The 15,401-nt window shown below is 69.2% G+C and carries 18 protein-coding genes; 7 read left to right on the top strand and 11 right to left on the bottom strand.

The annotated features are described in order from the left end of the window. Window positions 1–2: 2 nt before the first annotated feature. Window positions 3–749, top strand: coding sequence for a dienelactone hydrolase family protein (locus OG574_RS44130; protein WP_326778807.1), 747 nt, complete (start codon window positions 3–5; stop codon window positions 747–749). A gap of 142 nt (window positions 750–891) precedes the next feature. Here the strand turns inward: OG574_RS44130 and OG574_RS44125 are convergent, their stop codons facing one another. Continuing rightward, complete coding sequence (locus OG574_RS44125) at window positions 892–1,746, bottom strand: PHB depolymerase family esterase (protein WP_326777839.1); 855 nt, start codon at window positions 1,744–1,746, stop codon at window positions 892–894. 112 nt (window positions 1,747–1,858) lie between these two features. Beyond that, window positions 1,859–2,929 carry an ArsR/SmtB family transcription factor gene (locus OG574_RS44120; protein ID WP_326777838.1) on the bottom strand — a complete coding sequence of 357 codons (1,071 nt, stop codon included), beginning with the start codon at window positions 2,927–2,929 and terminating at the stop codon, window positions 1,859–1,861. 118 nt (window positions 2,930–3,047) lie between these two features. Between OG574_RS44120 and OG574_RS44115 the strand changes: the two genes are divergently transcribed. Genes OG574_RS44115 through OG574_RS44105 form a run of 3 tightly spaced genes read left to right on the top strand, consistent with a single transcriptional unit; the run spans window position 3,048 to window position 6,166 of the window. Then, on the top strand, window positions 3,048–4,094 hold the full coding sequence (locus OG574_RS44115; protein WP_326777837.1) for a Bug family tripartite tricarboxylate transporter substrate binding protein: 1,047 nt from the start codon (window positions 3,048–3,050) through the stop codon (window positions 4,092–4,094). Beyond that, window positions 4,091–4,603: a tripartite tricarboxylate transporter TctB family protein gene (locus tag OG574_RS44110; protein ID WP_326777836.1), complete on the top strand. Its 513-nt coding sequence runs from the start codon at window positions 4,091–4,093 to the stop codon at window positions 4,601–4,603. Before OG574_RS44115 ends, OG574_RS44110 begins: the two co-directional genes overlap by 4 nt. 3 nt (window positions 4,604–4,606) lie before the next feature. After that, window positions 4,607–6,166 carry a tripartite tricarboxylate transporter permease gene (locus tag OG574_RS44105; protein WP_326777835.1) on the top strand — a complete coding sequence of 520 codons (1,560 nt, stop codon included), beginning with the start codon at window positions 4,607–4,609 and terminating at the stop codon, window positions 6,164–6,166. A 97-nt stretch (window positions 6,167–6,263) separates the two neighbouring features. On the opposite strand, the gene OG574_RS44100 is transcribed toward OG574_RS44105, so the two are convergent. Together OG574_RS44100 and tnpA are read right to left on the bottom strand one after the other, a co-directional pair. Next, window positions 6,264–6,401 (bottom strand): hypothetical protein, encoded by a 138-nt coding sequence (locus OG574_RS44100; RefSeq protein ID WP_326777834.1) that lies wholly within the window; start codon window positions 6,399–6,401, stop codon window positions 6,264–6,266. A 369-nt stretch (window positions 6,402–6,770) separates the two neighbouring features. Next, window positions 6,771–7,199: an IS200/IS605 family transposase gene (tnpA, locus tag OG574_RS44095; protein ID WP_326777833.1), complete on the bottom strand. Its 429-nt coding sequence runs from the start codon at window positions 7,197–7,199 to the stop codon at window positions 6,771–6,773. Window positions 7,200–7,254: 55 nt separating this feature from the next. On the opposite strand from tnpA, the gene OG574_RS44090 reads away from it, so the two are divergent. Then, window positions 7,255–8,532: an RNA-guided endonuclease InsQ/TnpB family protein gene (locus OG574_RS44090; RefSeq protein WP_326777832.1), complete on the top strand. Its 1,278-nt coding sequence runs from the start codon at window positions 7,255–7,257 to the stop codon at window positions 8,530–8,532. A 39-nt stretch (window positions 8,533–8,571) separates the two neighbouring features. Here the strand turns inward: OG574_RS44090 and OG574_RS44085 are convergent, their stop codons facing one another. Further along, window positions 8,572–9,063 carry a GNAT family N-acetyltransferase gene (locus OG574_RS44085; protein ID WP_326778806.1) on the bottom strand — a complete coding sequence of 164 codons (492 nt, stop codon included), beginning with the start codon at window positions 9,061–9,063 and terminating at the stop codon, window positions 8,572–8,574. Between the two features lie 56 nt (window positions 9,064–9,119). On the opposite strand from OG574_RS44085, the gene OG574_RS44080 reads away from it, so the two are divergent. After that, the gene (locus OG574_RS44080) at window positions 9,120–9,698 is read left to right on the top strand and encodes a TetR/AcrR family transcriptional regulator (protein WP_326777831.1); all 579 of its coding nucleotides are present in this window, start codon (window positions 9,120–9,122) and stop codon (window positions 9,696–9,698) included. Between the two features lie 175 nt (window positions 9,699–9,873). Here the strand turns inward: OG574_RS44080 and OG574_RS44075 are convergent, their stop codons facing one another. Continuing rightward, window positions 9,874–11,076, bottom strand: coding sequence for an erythromycin esterase family protein (locus tag OG574_RS44075; RefSeq protein ID WP_326777830.1), 1,203 nt, complete (start codon window positions 11,074–11,076; stop codon window positions 9,874–9,876). Window positions 11,077–11,144: 68 nt separating this feature from the next. On the opposite strand from OG574_RS44075, the gene OG574_RS44070 reads away from it, so the two are divergent. Then, complete coding sequence (locus OG574_RS44070) at window positions 11,145–11,894, top strand: TioE family transcriptional regulator (RefSeq protein WP_326777829.1); 750 nt, start codon at window positions 11,145–11,147, stop codon at window positions 11,892–11,894. A gap of 103 nt (window positions 11,895–11,997) precedes the next feature. Here the strand turns inward: OG574_RS44070 and OG574_RS44065 are convergent, their stop codons facing one another. From OG574_RS44065 to OG574_RS44045, 5 genes are all read right to left on the bottom strand, one after another. Further along, entirely contained in the window at window positions 11,998–12,363 is a 366-nt protein-coding gene (locus tag OG574_RS44065) for a DUF1801 domain-containing protein (RefSeq protein WP_326777828.1), read from the bottom strand. A 110-nt stretch (window positions 12,364–12,473) separates the two neighbouring features. Further along, window positions 12,474–13,370: a hypothetical protein gene (locus OG574_RS44060; protein ID WP_326777827.1), complete on the bottom strand. Its 897-nt coding sequence runs from the start codon at window positions 13,368–13,370 to the stop codon at window positions 12,474–12,476. A gap of 73 nt (window positions 13,371–13,443) precedes the next feature. Beyond that, window positions 13,444–13,638 carry a hypothetical protein gene (locus OG574_RS44055; protein ID WP_326777826.1) on the bottom strand — a complete coding sequence of 65 codons (195 nt, stop codon included), beginning with the start codon at window positions 13,636–13,638 and terminating at the stop codon, window positions 13,444–13,446. 474 nt (window positions 13,639–14,112) lie between these two features. After that, a complete protein-coding gene (locus tag OG574_RS44050) occupies window positions 14,113–14,325 on the bottom strand; it encodes a hypothetical protein (RefSeq protein WP_326777825.1) in 213 nt (70 codons plus the stop codon). A gap of 117 nt (window positions 14,326–14,442) precedes the next feature. After that, window positions 14,443–15,327, bottom strand: a complete 885-nt coding sequence (locus OG574_RS44045) for an alpha/beta fold hydrolase (protein WP_326777824.1) — start codon at window positions 15,325–15,327, stop codon at window positions 14,443–14,445. Window positions 15,328–15,401 lie beyond the last annotated feature (74 nt).

The raw sequence follows: 15,401 nt of genomic DNA, 5'->3' as shown, positions 1-15,401 counted from the left end.
CTATTCCCGCCAAGACCCTGCAGATTCCCACCGCCGATGGCCAGGCAGACGCTTTCGCCGCCTTTCCCGACGACGGCGCGCCGCACCCGGGGGTGCTGTTGTACTCGGACGCCTTCGGCCTGCGGCCCGAGTTGGAGGACAAGGCCCGCGAACTGGCCGGGCACGGCTACTACGTGCTCGTCCCCAACCTCTACTACCGGCACGGCCCGGCACCGGTGGTGGACCTTCCCGAGTACATCGGAGAAGAGGTCCGGCCCGCGGTCATCGCGCAGCTGATGCCCTTGCTCGAGGCGCACACCACCGAACATGCCCAGCGCGACGCCGACGCCTACCTCCGGTTCCTCACCATCCAGCCCGAGGTCAGCGCCGGACCGGTTGCCGTGATCGGCTACTGCATCGGCACCCTCTTCGCGATGCGCACCGCAGCGGCCCACCCCGACCAGGTGGCCGCCGTCGCCGGATTCCACCCCGGCTTCGTGGTTACCGACACACCCGACAGCCCGCACCGCCTCATCCCCGAGCTCACCGCCGAGGTTCATCTCGGCCTCTCCGACGACTTGCCGTCCGAGGCGATCAGCGAGCTCAACGAGGCTCTGGATGCCGCAGGTCTCGGTCACACCGCCGAGATCTACCCCGGCACCGTCCACGGCTTCACCATGTCCGACACCGAAGCCTTCAACGGCTCCGGGCTACAGCGCCACTGGGACCGCCTGCTCCCCCTCCTCGCCCGCACCTTGGGCAAGAGCTGAGGCTCGGGGCTGGTGCATGCAGGGCCTGGAGAGCTTCACGGCAGCCGGCCACGAAACCGACTCGTCCCTGTGGTCCTACCAGCCCGCCCTGGTCGAGGCCGCCCGGCTGCGGGATGCCGGGCTAGCCGCACCCTTGTACTCCCTATCCGGCCCGCAGCACACGGGCGGCGAAATCCCGGACCTGCTCCAACACACCCATGCCGTCGTGGCCGAGCCCGGGTACGACATCGAAGGCGACGTCGATCCCGTGGGCGCGGTAGTTGTCACGCAGTGCCGAGATGCGTTCGACGCGGGTGCGGCCGACGGCGTCCGCGCCGTCCATCCAGTTGGAGTCGCCCGGGTTGTTGATCTCCCAGGTCTCGGTGTCCTCGGCGCCGATCACCATATGCACCGGGACGTCGCGCACTTGGTCCAGGTCGACGGGGGCGCCGAACCGTTCGGCGAACCCCTTGGTGCCCAGCCACCACTCCCGTTCCGGATCGATCAGCGTGACCCTGCCCGGGGCGCCGATGGAGACTCCGGCGAGCCGGTCCGGATGCAGCAGGAGGAACCGGTGAGCGAACTGGCCGCCGCCGGAGAAGCCGTGCAGCACGAACCGCGAGGTGTCGATATCAACCCGCTCCGCGGCCTCGTCGACGATCGCGAGCAGCGCCAGGTCGAAGCGGATGCCCTGGTGCGCGATGAACTTGAAGTTGTGGAGGTCGTCGGGGTCGTCGCCGAGCCCGGCGGGGAAGAGCGGGGCGAGCACGACGATGCCGTGCTCCTCGGCGAACTCGGCCATCGCGTCCCGGTACTGGGGCCCGGAGCGGCCGGTGCCGTGCTGCATCACCAGCAGGGGGAGCGGCTCGGTGGCCGTCTCGTGCGCGGACGGGACGTAGAGACAGTACGAGAGACGCTGGTCGTAGCGGGAGGCGAACTGCGTGGTGGCGCCGGTGACATAGAAGGCGGAGGTGGTCTTGGTACGGGCGGTGGCGGTGATGGCAGGGCTGCTTGTCATGGGGCGTGGACCTCGATCTTCGTGGTGCGGTCCCGCTCACCCTCGCCACGAAAAGCGGGCGGCTCAAGAAGATTGCCGCCTGTATGTCAATCTTCCCGGTACGAGGACGGGTTCAGCGGTGCAGGGCGGCGAGCAGGTCGTGCCCCAGGGTGCGGACCGCCTCCTGGTCCAGCTGGTAGTGGACCTGGGCTCCGCGGCGGTGCGTGACCACCATCCCCGCTTCGCGCAGCCGTCGTAGGTGCCGGGACATCTGCGGGGGGGTCATCGCGTACTGCTCGGCCAGTTCGGTCGTGGTCATCGCCTCCCGCAGCAGGGTGCGGCACAGGTCGATCCGGAGCGGTTCCTGGAGAGCCTTGATTCGGTGCCGCACCAGGTCGAGGGAAGGCGGGCCCATGCTGCCGGGCCCCCGCACCGGATACTGCACCACCACCGGAAAGCCCGGATAGTGCTTGATCGCCAGATGCGGGTTGACGTGCAGGGACGGCGTCAGGAGACAGTCCGTGCCTGCCAGCGGCACCCGTGCCCGGTACAGCTTCTCGAACTCGATCCGCGGCGGATCTGTCAGCAGCCGCGCGCTCGGGAACGAGGCGAGCACCGCCACCCCGTCGTTCCGGTGCTCCGCGAACCGGCCCCTGACCTCCGCCCGCAGCGGGCCGGCCAGCCGCTCCCACTCCGCGCCGAACCACTCCTCGCCCGCCGCGGTGAGGAACCCGGTGACCGTGTCGCGCAGCCCCTCGGGGTCGGACAGCAGCCGGGCGCCCAGCGTGAACCGTTCCTCGGCATGCTGCCGCAGCCGCGACAGGAACCGGTCCGGCTTCTCGAGCGTTGCCCCGGGCCGCGGCGAGTTCTTCCCGAGCAGCGCCTGCGCCGTCATCCCGGTGAACTGCTCCAGATCCAGGGTGGTGATGTCAGCGATCTCCTCCTCGAGGGAGCGCTCGACGCCCGCCGACAACGGCAGTAGATAACGGGCCCGGAAAGCGCTCCACAGCGGCGACAGCGCGGCGGCCCGGGCGAGAAGCGCGGGGTCGGCGTCCTGCCGTACCGCGTCCACCCAACGGCGACTGGCCGGATGGTGACCGGGTGTCTGCAGGGCGTGCAGGCAGGCGCAGAGTTCGGCGAGCGGGGAGAGCCGCGGAGCCACGGCACGGTCCGGATCAGGACCTGGTTCGATCACGACGGGCATCCGCCGACCCTCAAGGATTGATTGCTTACTGTCAATCCTCTTGCTGCCGCGACGCCGGGGCACGCAGGATCCCCCGACACCTTCCCCATACCCGCCCCCTCCGCGCTGGAGCTCATCCATGTCCCCGTTCGTTCCCCCCGGGCCGGTTCCCCGCCCGCCCGGCCCGCGCCGACCGGTGCTGTTCGCCTTCTTCGCCACCGCGCTCACGGCCGCCCTCGGCGGCTGCGCGTTCGGCCCGGTCGACTCCGGCGCCACCGTCGAGGACTACCCCGCCCGGGGACTGGCGATCCTCGCCCCCGGTAGTGTCGGCGGCGGCTTCGACTCCCGTGCCCGTGGCATCGGTTCGGCCCTGAACAAGTGTGGGATCACCGGTCAGGACATCACCGTGTCCAACGCCCCGGGCGCCGCCGGAACCATCGGCCTGGCACGGATGGCGGGCCGGGCCGACGACCCGTACCAGCTGATGACCATGGACACCGTCACCCTCCTCGGCGGTGAGATCCAGAACCACTCCCCGGTCTCCCTCACCCAGCTCACCCCGGTCGCCGGCCTCACCGTCTCCACCACCGCGATCGTCGTACCCGCCCACTCTTCGCACCGTGACTTCGCCTCCCTGATGCGGGCGATGGCGAAGAACCCGCGCGGCACGAAGTGGGTCGGCGGGTCGCTCGGCGGCCCGGACCACATCACCGTCGCCTCGCTCGCCGAATCCGCGCATGTGCCCCCCGACAAGGTCACGTACGTGCCCACCGGCGGCGGGGGCGAGGTCCTCAACATGCTGCTCAGCGGTGTCGCCACAGCAGGGCTCTCCACGCTCTCCGAGATCCGCCCCCAGGTCGAGGCCGGAAAGCTGCGCATCCTCGCGGTCAGCGGCGGGGACTCACCGAAGGATCTCGGAACGCCGCCCACACTGGAGCACCTCGGCTACGGCAAGGACGCCGTGGACGCCATCGGCGGCGTGATGGCCCCGCCCGGGCTCAACCGCACGGAACAGCGCGCGGTCGTCGCGCTCATTGACAAGATGCGCCACACCGACTGCTGGAAACGCACCTTGCGCGAGAACGACTGGGACGAGGTCTGGCTGCCCGGCAAGAAGTTCGGCGATCTGATCCACCGTCAGCGCGGCCAGGTCGGCGGCGTCCTGAAGGAGGTCGGGCTCGGATGACCACCCCCGCACCCATGCCCGACAACAGGCGTCCGCTCGCGCCCCGGATCACGGCTGCCGCCCTCCTCGTCGCCGGATTCGCCGTGCTGACCTTTGCCTTCACCATCCCCGACGCTGCCCTCGCCGAAGGCACCGACGTCGGCCCGCGCGCCTTCCCCCTCCTGGTCGGCGCCGGGCTCACCGTCGTCGCCGCCCTCAACGCCGTGCAGTGCTTCCGCGGCACCGACCCCACCCAGGACAGCGCGGCCCGCGAGGAGGCCAGGGTCACCGAGTGGCGTCCGGTCGGCCTGCTGGTCGCTGCCCTCGCCGCGTACTGCCTGACCCTTGAGTTCTTCGGCTACTGGCAGACCAGCACGGTCCTGTTCGCTGTCGTCGCCCGTGTCCTCGGCAGCCGCCGAGCCGTGCGCGACGCGCTCATCGGACTCGCCCTCGCCGTGACCGCGTACCTGCTCTTCGACCGGCTCCTCGGCATCCATCTCCCGCCCGGCTACCTGCGATTGGCGTTCTGACCCATGGACGTGCTCTCCCACCTCGGCGACGGATTCGCCAACGCCTTCAGCCCGGTGCACCTGCTGCTCGCCTTCGCCGGCTGCCTGCTCGGGTCCCTGGTCGGTGTGCTGCCCGGACTCGGCCCCGCCACCACCGTCGCCCTGCTCCTGCCCGTCACCTACGTCGTCGACCCCGTCGGCGCGCTCGTGTTGTTCGCCGGCATCTACTACGGAGGCATGTACGGCGGATCGACCACCGCGATCCTCCTCAACGTGCCTGGCGAGACGGCCTCCGTTCCCACCACCCTCGAGGGCTTCCCGATGGCCCGTGCGGGCCGGGCCGGCGCGGCCCTCGCCACCGCCGCCATCGGCTCCTTCGTCGCCGGCACGATCTCCACCGTCGGCATCACCTTCGCCGGGCCCGCCTTCTCCGCCATCGCCGAACACATACAGCCCGCCGAGTACTTCGCGGTCATGGTGCTCGCCTTCGCCACCGTCACCGCGGTCGTGGCCGAGGCCCCGCTGCGCGGATTGTGCAGCCTCTTCCTGGGGCTCGCCATCGGCCTTGTGGGCATCGACAGCCTCACCGGGCAGGCCCGCTACACCTTCGGCGTCCCCGAACTCTTCGACGGAATCGCCCTGGTGGCCGTCGCCGTCGGCCTCTTCGCCATCGCCGAGGCCCTGCACACCGCGGCCCGGCTGCGCCGGGCACCCGACCCCGATCCGCTGCCGCTGCGCGGCCGCATCGGCATGACCCGCGACGACTGGCGACGCTCCTGGAAGCCCTGGCTGCGCGGCACCGCACTCGGCCTGCCCATAGGTGCGCTCCCGGCCGGCGGCGCGGAGATCCCCACGTTCCTCAGCTACAACCTGGAACGCCGACTCTCCAAGCACAAGCAGCAGTTCGGCAAGGGTGCCATCGAAGGCGTCGCCGGCCCGGAAGCCGCCAACAACGCCGCCTTCTCCGGTGTCCTGGTCCCGCTGCTCACCCTCGGCATCCCCACCTCGGCGACGGCTTCCATGCTGCTCATCGCCTTCCAGATGTACAACGTCCAGCCCGGACCACAGCTCTTCGAGACCCAGCCGACGCTGGTATGGACGCTGATCGCCAGCCTCTACATAGGCAACGTGGTGCTCCTCGCCCTGAACCTGCCGATGATCCCGCTCTGGGTGAAGCTCCTGAAGATCGAACGCCCCCTGCTCACCGCCGGAATCCTGCTCTTCGCCGCGCTCGGCGTCTACGCCCTCTCCCAGAACCCGTTCGACCTGGCCATCGCCCTCGCCTTCGGTGTCCTGGGCTTCCTGATGCGCCGCACCGGATACCCCGTGGCCCCTCTGGTCCTCGGCGCTGTCCTCGGCCCCCTGACCGAGACCCAGTTCCGCCGCGCCCTCACCCTCGCCGAGGGCGACTGGACCGTCTTCGTCACCCGACCCCTCTCGGCAGCCATCCTTGTGCTGGCCGCACTCGCCCTGATCGGTCCGTTGTTGGTGCGACTCGTCCGCACACCCGCACCGGATGACGGAGAGGCCGACGTGACAGTGCCCAAAGGCAGCCACCCTGCCGACAATGCTGCGTCACGATGAATCCGGTCGCCCCCGACTTGGGGCGGCAGGGCGGTGACCGGTGGAACACAGGTCCGCGCCTTCGTCGAGCACGCCATCGCCCGCCCCCGGTCAGAACTCAGACGGAGACGGTCGCGACCACGAGGCCGAAGCCGAAGCCGAAGCCGATCAGTACGACGCCTGTGGTCCGCCGCCCCAGCGCTCTGCGGATCCGCGGATCCTCCGGGGGCCGCTCCGCCTTGGACAGCAGGAACACGTAACTGCCCAGCCAGGGCGAGCGTGAGTGCGGCGCGGAGAACGAGGAGCATCGTGGCCAAGGCAGCCAGAAGTTGGGGCGGCGCCGGCGTGGGGAGCAGTCCGGTGCAGGAGACGGTGATCTTCGGGATTGAGGACGTTGCTGACCAAGCCGGTCCGCCACGGGCTCCCCATGGGCCGGGCACGGGCAGGTATGTCGAGGGCGAGGCGGCCAGCACGACTGCGAGTCCGGCCATCGTGAGCGCGCCCCAGACCAGCAGTCCGGTCGCCCTCCCGCCACCCCTGACGCCCTCCTACCGATGATCTTGGCCAGTGCCCCCGCCTTCAGGCGGGGGGTGTAGGCCATCTCAAGACTGCTCGGACCCGCAGGTCAGTACGGGCGTTTTTGCTGCTCGATGTACTGACGGACCACCGATATCGGTGCTCCGCCGCATGAGCCAGCGAAGTAGGAGCGGGACCAGAATCGGCCGTGCATGATGGCCCGGTTGGCCTGGCCGGTGAACTCCTGCCGCAGGTACCGCGAGCTGACGCCCTTCAGGCTGTTGATCAGCTTCGAGAGCGCGACTTTCGGAGGGTAGTGCACCAGAAGATGCACGTGATCGCGTTCGCCGTTGAACTCCTTCAGCTCCGCATCGAAGCTCCCGCAGACCTCGCGCAGGATCTCCTCGCAGCGCGTCAGCATGGCGCCATCCATCATGCTCCGCCGGTACTTCGTCACAAACACCAAGTGCACATGCAGGTTGTAGACAACGTGTGCTCCGCGCCTGATGTCGGGCGCTGCTTCCCATCGTGGTGACATGCACCAAGCGTAGGATGAGCAGCGTACCGATCAACGAGCCGACCGGGGAGGGAAGTTGAAGCAGCAACGCGGCCACAAGGCCCGGCTTGACCTCACCCCCGTCCAGTTGTGGAAGATCGAAGACCAGGGCCACGCCGCCCGCGCGATGTGGAACCTGCTGCACGACTTGTGGACGATGACGCCGAAGTGCCAACGGTCGCTGTCCCGCATGGACGCGGAGATACGCCGCGCCCGCAAGGAAATCGACTGGCTCGCCAAGCTCCCCGCCCAGGCCGCACAGCAGATCCTCAAGACGTACATGCGGGCCTGGGTGAACTGCTGGGAAGGGCGTGCGCAGGAGCCGAACTTCAAGGCCCGGTTCCGCACCCGCGCGGCCGTCGACATTCCCCAGGGGCGCGACCTGCGCATCACGCGCATCAACCGCCGCTGGGGCCAGGTGTGGGTACCGATGGTCGGCCTGGTCCGCTTCCGCTGGACCAAAGACCTCCCCGGCACCACCAAGAGCAGCCCCGCCGCTCGCGTCACTGGGGCCCGTCTGGTCAAGGATGCCCTCGGCTGGCACATCGTGTTCCGCACCGAGCTGACCGTGGACCAGCCGAAGCCCCACAAGGGTCCCGGCGTCGGCATCGACGTCGGTATCAGCCGCCCCATGGCCCTCTCGGACGGGACGTTCCGAGACCACGACAAGTGGCTGAGGCCGAAGGAAGCCGAGCGCCTGCGTCGTCTGGAGCGCACCCGCGAACGACAGAAGCAACACCGCAAGCCGGGCGAGAAGACCTCGAACCGGCTTCGCCGCACAAACCGCCTGATCGCCGGGTACAACGCGAGAGCCAAGCGCCGCACCCTCGACTGGCAGCACAAGACGACCACCGGCATCGCCGACATGTTCGGCGTCGTCGGAGTCGAAGCACTCAAGATCACGAACATGGTCAAGTCAGCCAGAGGCACCGCCGAGGAGCCGGGAAGAAACGTCCGGCAGAAAGCCGAACTCAACCGCTCGATCAGCGCAGAGGCATGGGGCCGAACGGTCACCCTGCTGGAATACAAACTCTCCGATCGGGGCGGACACCTGATCAAGGTCCCCGCCCCGAACACCTCACGCCGCTGCCACGCCTGCGGTTTCATCACCGAAGGCAACCGCGAGACCCAGGCCGTGTTCGTGTGCAAAAACGAGACCTGCGGCTGGTCCGGCAACGCCGACACCAACGGCTCGTTCAACATCGAGATAGCCACCAAGTACCAAACGCCCCAGGAAATTGTGGGTGTCAGGACGTGGAGCCTTAGCCAGTGGGCAGGCCGTGAAGCGTCAACCACCCATCCAGTCGCACTCTGACACGGATGGGATTCTGCCCCGTTTACGGGGCAGAGGATTTCAAAGACTGCGCTGCCAGGTCTGCCCGACCAGGTCCTGGCCGAAGCTGTGGTGGGGCTCTTCGGCGACGAGTTCGAAGCCGTGCTTCTGGTAGATGCGGCGGGCCGAACCGAGCACGTCGTTGGTCCACAGGGTGATCGCCTCGTACCCGGCTTCCCGCGCGAAGCTCAGGCACTCCTCGACCAGGCGGGCTCCCAGGCCAAGGCCGCGTGCGTTCGGGTCGACGAGCAGCAGGCGCAGCTTCGCCGTCCGGTCGTCATGGCGAACGCAGAACACGCAGCCGGCCCGCGCTCCGTCGACCTCGGCGATCCAGGCCGCCTGCGGACCTTGGTTCTTCCCCTCGGCGTAGTCGGCGACGATCCGGCTGACCAACGTCTCGAAGCCGGTGTCCCAGCCGAACTCTCGGTCGTAGAACTCACCGTGCGCCATCACCACCCAGCCCAGGTCGCCGGGCCGGCCCAGCGCCCGGACAACCGTCTCGCGCTCTGCCATGTCGGCCTCGCCTCCAGTCCCGCTCACTGAAACGACTGTTTCAGTAGACTAACGCGGTGAGCCGATCCGAACCAACCCCCTCCCCGCGACGGCAGGAGCTGCTGGAAGCGGCCTACGCCTATGCCCTGCGCAGCGGCCTGGGCGAGCTGTCCCTGCGCCCGCTGGCCGAGGAGATCCACTCCAGCCCGCGCGTGTTGCTTTACCTGTTCGGCAGCAAGGACGGCCTGATCCGCGCCCTGCTCGCGCGGGCCAGAGCCGACGAACTGGCACACATGCAGCGGGTCGCCGAGTCACAGGACCGGGGCGAGGGGCTGCAGCCTGTCGCCCTGGAGTTGTGGCGATGGCTTTCCGACGAGGCTCACCGCGGGCTCCTGACGCTGTGGGTCGAGAGCTATGCCCGTTCCCTCATCGAACCCGACGGGCCGTGGGCCGGGTTCGCCCGCGACACGGTCGGCGACTGGCTGGCGCTGCTCGCCGTCGGCCAGCCCGCCGCGCTACGTGACACCGAGGCCGCTCTCACCCAGCGCACCCTCGTACTCGCTGTCCTGCGGGGCGCGATGCTGGACCTGCTCGCCACGGGCGAGACCGCGCGCACCACCGCCGCGGTACATCATCAGCTGGCCGCTCTGGGGTGACGTGTGCCCGTCTCGATCACGCGGGGGCCGCGCCGGCCTTGCCTTCAGGAATACGTGGCCTGGGCACCGTCACCGACCGTGCGGACAGGTCGAGTTCGGCCCGCCTGTTCATGTCGAACGCGGACGAGCCGAACCGGCTCTTGGCGCCGCCGCATCGATCGGGTCGTCGCGCACGCTAGCTCCGCGGGACGTCCTTGACGAACACGATCCCGTCGTACCCGTCCAGGTGGGCCGGATCGAGTGGGGCGTAGCCGTAGTAGGGGGACACGCGGGCGGTCGGCTGCGTGTCGCCGAGGGCGGCGGTCAGGCCGTGGGCAGAGACGACAGAGAGGTCCTCCTGGAGGGCGTACAGGAGTCCTTCGACGGTGTCCGGGGGCGGGGTGTCCACTCCCTGGTGCTGGATCGTGCCGAGGGCCGTGGCCAGGAAGGCGTACCCCTCGCCCAGTTGGGAGTTCACGAGCGCGCCGGCGCTCCACCACTCCAGCGACTGGCCGCCCATCCGCATCGTGCTCTTGTCCCGCTGGAGATGGCCGTTGTGGGCGTGGATCAGTGCCGGGTCCCGTTCGGCGAGGGCGAGGAGGTTTGCGGCCATCATCGAATCCCGCAGGCCGACCAGCCGTGTCATGCGGCTCGGTGAGGTGTGGGCCATCCAGAAGTGGTAGCGCAGCAGGCCCGTTGCGGTACGCCCGTGCAGGCGCGCCCGGTCCCAGTCGTCCCGCGATGTCGCAGCGATCAGGTGAGGTGTCTGCTCGTCGAACAGCGCCACCAGATCGTCGGCGAGCATCCGCAGCTCCCTCGTCTCGGCCGACTGCCCCACGGACTCGGCCGGGTCCAGCATCGCCGCGGGATTGGTCCACGGGGCGTCGGCGCCGAGAAGACGGTCGAGTGTCTCCGCGGTGCAGGGAAGCAGGCTCGCGTCCACCCAGGCCGAGAGGTAGCCGTGAAGTGCGGTGAGAGCCTGCCGGGGGCTCGCGGCGCCGGTGATCTCCAGCGGGCCGTCGAACCCGGCGAAGCGGAGCCGTTCGGACTCGGGCCGACCCTCGTTGTGGGCACGCATCCAACGTACGAGCTCGCGGTTGGCCGCAGACTCTCCCCAGCCGTGGCTGAATCCGTGCGCCATGACTGCGTCGAGGGTGCCCGTGCCCGTGGTGACGTAGTCGTCCACGACCAGGCCCATCATGCAGTCGCTCTCGATCGCGATCGTCCGGTAGCCCTCCTGCTCTACGAGTTGCCGGAAGAGCTCGTTGCGCACGTCGAGCAGAGCGTCCTCACCGTGAGTGGGCTCCCCCAGAGCGAGCAGCCGCGGCCGGGCCGGGAGCAGCCTCATGACGGCGGCCGCTTCGACAGCGTGGGCGGTGTCCTTGATGTCCGTAGCCATGCCTTAAACGCTATCGTTGAACCTTCGTTTGAAACTTTTCCGCGATACCGGCAGGATTCGGCAGGCTCATGGGATCAGACCTTCAAAGCAGGGTGCGGCTCAGGCCGGTTGATCTGGCGCGCGAGCACGGCCTGTCGACCCAGGCGGTCAGGAACTACGAGGAGGCCGGCATCCTTCCGGCCGCCCGTCGCACACCTCACGGCTACCGCACCTATACCTCGCTGCACGCGGGAGCCCTGCGCGCGTTCCTCGCCCTGCTGCCCGGCCACGGTCACCAGAGGGCGACATCGATCATGCGGGCGTTGAACGAGGGCGCGGCCGAGGAGGCGTTCCGCCTCGTCGACGAGAGCCACGCCCAGCTCCTCGACGACCGCCGGACCCTTCAGGCCGTGGAGAACGCCCTTGTCGACCTGGATCCCACCACCGCGCCCGAGCCCGGTGCGGGGTCCGAGCCGGCTGCCGTGACCGGGTCCGGCGGCACGTTCATCGGGCCGCTGGCAGCCAAGCTCGGAATCCGGCCCGCGACCCTGCGCAAGTGGGAGGGCGCCGGGCTGGTGCACCCGCGCCGCGACGCGCGGACCGGGTACCGGGTCTACGACGACGCCGACGTACGGGACGCCCGGCTCGCCCATCAACTCAGGCGGGGCGGCTACCTGCTGGAGCAGATCGCCCCGCTGATCGCCCAAGTACGGGCGGCCGGCGGCCTTGAGCCGCTGGAGGCCGCACTGTGCGACTGGCGGGGCCGGCTGTCCGCCCGCGGGCGGGCGATGCTGACCGGGGCCGCAGAGCTGGACGCATACCTCCGCGAGCGCGGCTGAGAATTCGGTCGACAGCCGAAGGGAACTAGCGCCAGAGGCGGTTCAGGATGGAGCCAGCTGACGCCTGGCCGCGGCGTGCTTGCGGCGTCGCCTGCCCCGGCCGTCAGCAGCTCTTGCCCGACGCGGCCGCGGTAGCCCTCAACAGGTCTCGCACCAAGTCGAAGTCGATGCCCTCCGGTTTCCGGAATCGCAGGCAGCCCTTGCCCATGTCCTGCGCAGCCAGCCGCGCTGTGAACGCCTCCCGGACATCAGACCGCAGAAGATAGAACGAGACGTACTGCTTCTGGCTCGCGAAGGCGATCTCGGCAGCGCCGTCCCGCACGTATGCGGGCATTCCGTACGCCATGACCTCCTCGAACCCCTTGAGCTCCGTACAACACAGCTGCCGCAGCCTGGTCAGGGCTTCCCTGCGCCCCTCCGCCACCTCGTCGAGATACCCGTCGACGTCTTCCGCGCCGCTCTGCACCATGCAGTCGAGCGTACCCACCGGGACCCGGCCGCCGGCCCGCCCACAACTCGGCGGGCCGCACCAGGGGCAGGAAGCCGAGTTGGCGAATGCCCTCCGCTTCCCGCCCTCTGTCACCCGCCGGATTTCCTGTGGCGGCGCCGACGCCAGTGCCACACTGCGCCGGCCGCGACGGAGGCAGTGAACAGGAGGATGCCCACGACCGGCCAACTGCTGCCGGCGATCCGTACGCCCGTGACGAGGGTGGCCGCGACCAGGGCGACCGGCACCAGAAGGGAGAGGAGGGTGCGGGCGGCGCCGGCGAGCGAGGCAGGGTCGAGGTGCGACCGCCGCCGGGAGACCAGCGCGGAATCGGTGAAGTAGAAGGCTGTGGCCCGGTCCGTCAACCGAGTGGTGGCCTGGTGATACGACATCGCCATGTAGGGCAGCCAGACCAGAGGGGCGACGATGCCCACCACGAACACCAGCCCCAACAGAACCCATCGGCCTGCCTGCACCAGCCTGTGTGACCAGCCGGTGCGCTCGGGCGCCGTGAGCAGTCCCAGCACCCGGGCCATGCGCAGGGTCAGGTTCCACAGCACGACGGGATGCCGAAGCGCGGACCGCTTGCGGGTGGCCGAGTGTTCCCCGTGGCAGACCCTGAGAGCCTCCCGTGCCCGGACGGGGTTCTCGTGCACGCCCTGGAGGACGAGAAGCTCGGCGGCGCGGTCGTCGGCCGTGGGATCGTCGCCTCTCAGCGCGGCCAGCTCCAGGACCGTACGGGCCTGCCTGAGCAGCGCAGCGCAGAACGCGACAGGTACGAAAAGCAGGAACGGGCCACCCACGAAGGCGCCTTCGGAGACCGTGGCACGCCGCCCCCTGGCCGTCACCAGTGCACGGAGCCCTGCCGGATCCATATCCGGGTGGTCCTTCCTGATACGGGCGACCGAGCGGGCAGCGGCTGGGCCGAGCCGCCGCACCGCGAAGGCGGCCAGGGTCTCCGGGAGGCACTGCGGATCGTCGAGTGCCACCCGGAGGAGCCACCGTGTGGGCGACAGCCCCGGAGGTGTGTCAGGGAGTTCCGATCGAGAGCGTGGCACGGGGTCACCGCGCTTCTGTGGCCGAGGTGGGGCCCGGCCGTAGCTGCGCTGTTCGCCGACGCGTCGCCCGGACGGCGACGCAGGCCAGGACTGCGTCGGACAGCACACTCGGAGAGGTCAGGACCATGGCACCGGTGAAGGCGGTGACCATGAGGACCATGCGGGCGGTGAGCGAGCCCGAAACGGTCAGCGTGCCCACGCTCGTCCTCCAGCGATCAGCCGGTCCTGGGACTTGGACAGTTTGCATCAGTAAACGTCGAGGGATCAAAGGCGCATCTTGGATATATCGAGATTGTTGCAGCCATCGGTAGCTCAGTGCCGCAACGCCGTGCCCACCCACCTGTGGCTGCACCTTCCGGAGAGCTCGCGAGTACTCCGGGCGGTGGCCGTGCCGGTCTTGGTGTCCGGCGTGCGCGCCCGGCATCCGGCCGAGGTCAGGCCGTTCCGGGGCCGAGGGGGATCACGGAGGAAAGCACCGTGCCCTCCCCCGGAAAAGACGACCTGGTCGTCGAGGTAGATCAGGGCGAGTGCCACGGTGGTGCCGGAGTGTTCGCGGTCCGTGTGGCCTTCGTCATCGCACGCTCCCTCGCGGGGATCACCTCGGCAGGCGTGTCCACCATGACGGCACACCGGCCCGTCCCGAACCCGATCACCATCGAAAGGTGGACGGCGCTCAGGATGCCGTCGAAGCGATCCAGCCGCCGTAGAACGGCGGCATATCGGCGGCAGGCTGCGCGAGGAGAGGGAACTTCTCGCGGAAGGCTGACACTCCCTCCACGGCGTCGCCGAGGCTCGAACAGAACATGGCCGCGTCGGTGTAGGCGGCGCCGTACGCAACGGCCATGGCCTCGCCCGGCGGCCACAGCCGGCTTTCGGCGGCCACCATCGCCCTGATCGAGGCCCACCTCGAGCAGACGAGCACCGTTACCGTCGGAGATCAGTAGCCCCACCAACAACCTCGTAGGCAGAGGGAGTTGATGTCGCCGACAGTCAGTCCCCCGCACTACACTTCAGTGTGCGTCCGCACCGCGCCGATGATCTCGGGCCAGAGTTCGCGCGGGCGGTCGTGGCCCATGTCGGGGATCAGCAAGAGCTTCGCTCCGGGGACGAGTTCCGCGGTGCGCTCCCCACCGCTCGGGGCGATCAGTGTGTCGTCCAAGCCGTGGATCACCAGAGTCGGTACCCGAAGGGTCCGCAGTGCCTCCGCACGCGAGCCGTCGAGGATCATCGCTCCGAGCTGACGCCCGACGCCTGCCGGGTAGTACGCCCGGTCGTAGCTCCTGGCAGCCAGCTCACGCAGGAGTGCGGCGTCCCCGTATCGCCTGGACGCCCACAGCAGTTCCCGGTCCGCCGCTGCGATGTAGCCCTCGCGGTCCGCCGGCTTCGGGCTCAGGAGTACCGCTTGGGCCTCGGGAACGGACTGGCCGTATTCGGGTTCGCCGGTCGAGGACATCATCGACGTCAGGGTCAGTACCCGGGCGGGCTCGGTGATGGCCATCTTCTGGGCGATCATTCCGCCCATCGAGGTCCCGATCACGTGAGCGCGTTCGATGCCCAGCGCGGTGAGCAGGTTGAGGCCGTCGGCAGCCATGTCCGTCAATGCGTACGGCACCATGGCGAGGGCAGAGGCAATGTCCCCCGAGCTCACGGCGGCGATGAACCGGCCCATGTCGACGGGGTGCTCGTCGAACTTGGTGGACAGCCCGCAGTCACGGTTGTCGTAGCGGATCACATAGCGCCCACGGTCGGCCAGCGCACGGCAGAAGTCCTCGTGCCAGGCGATCATCTGGGCGCCGAAGCCCATCACCAGCAGGACGGGTGGGTCGGAAGGACCGCCGAACGTCTCGTACGCGAGGGACATTCCGGGCGAGACTTCGACGAGTGGCATGCCCGGATCTTCTCAGCATCGGCTGTCGCGGCGCATGTGGAATATCGACCACCGCAGGTTGGCGCGGTCGACGC

The sequence above is a fragment of the Streptomyces sp. NBC_01445 genome, from assembly GCF_035918235.1.
Taxonomy (GTDB): Bacteria; Actinomycetota; Actinomycetes; order Streptomycetales; family Streptomycetaceae; genus Streptomyces.
This window is presented reverse-complemented; position numbering and strand designations above follow the sequence as displayed.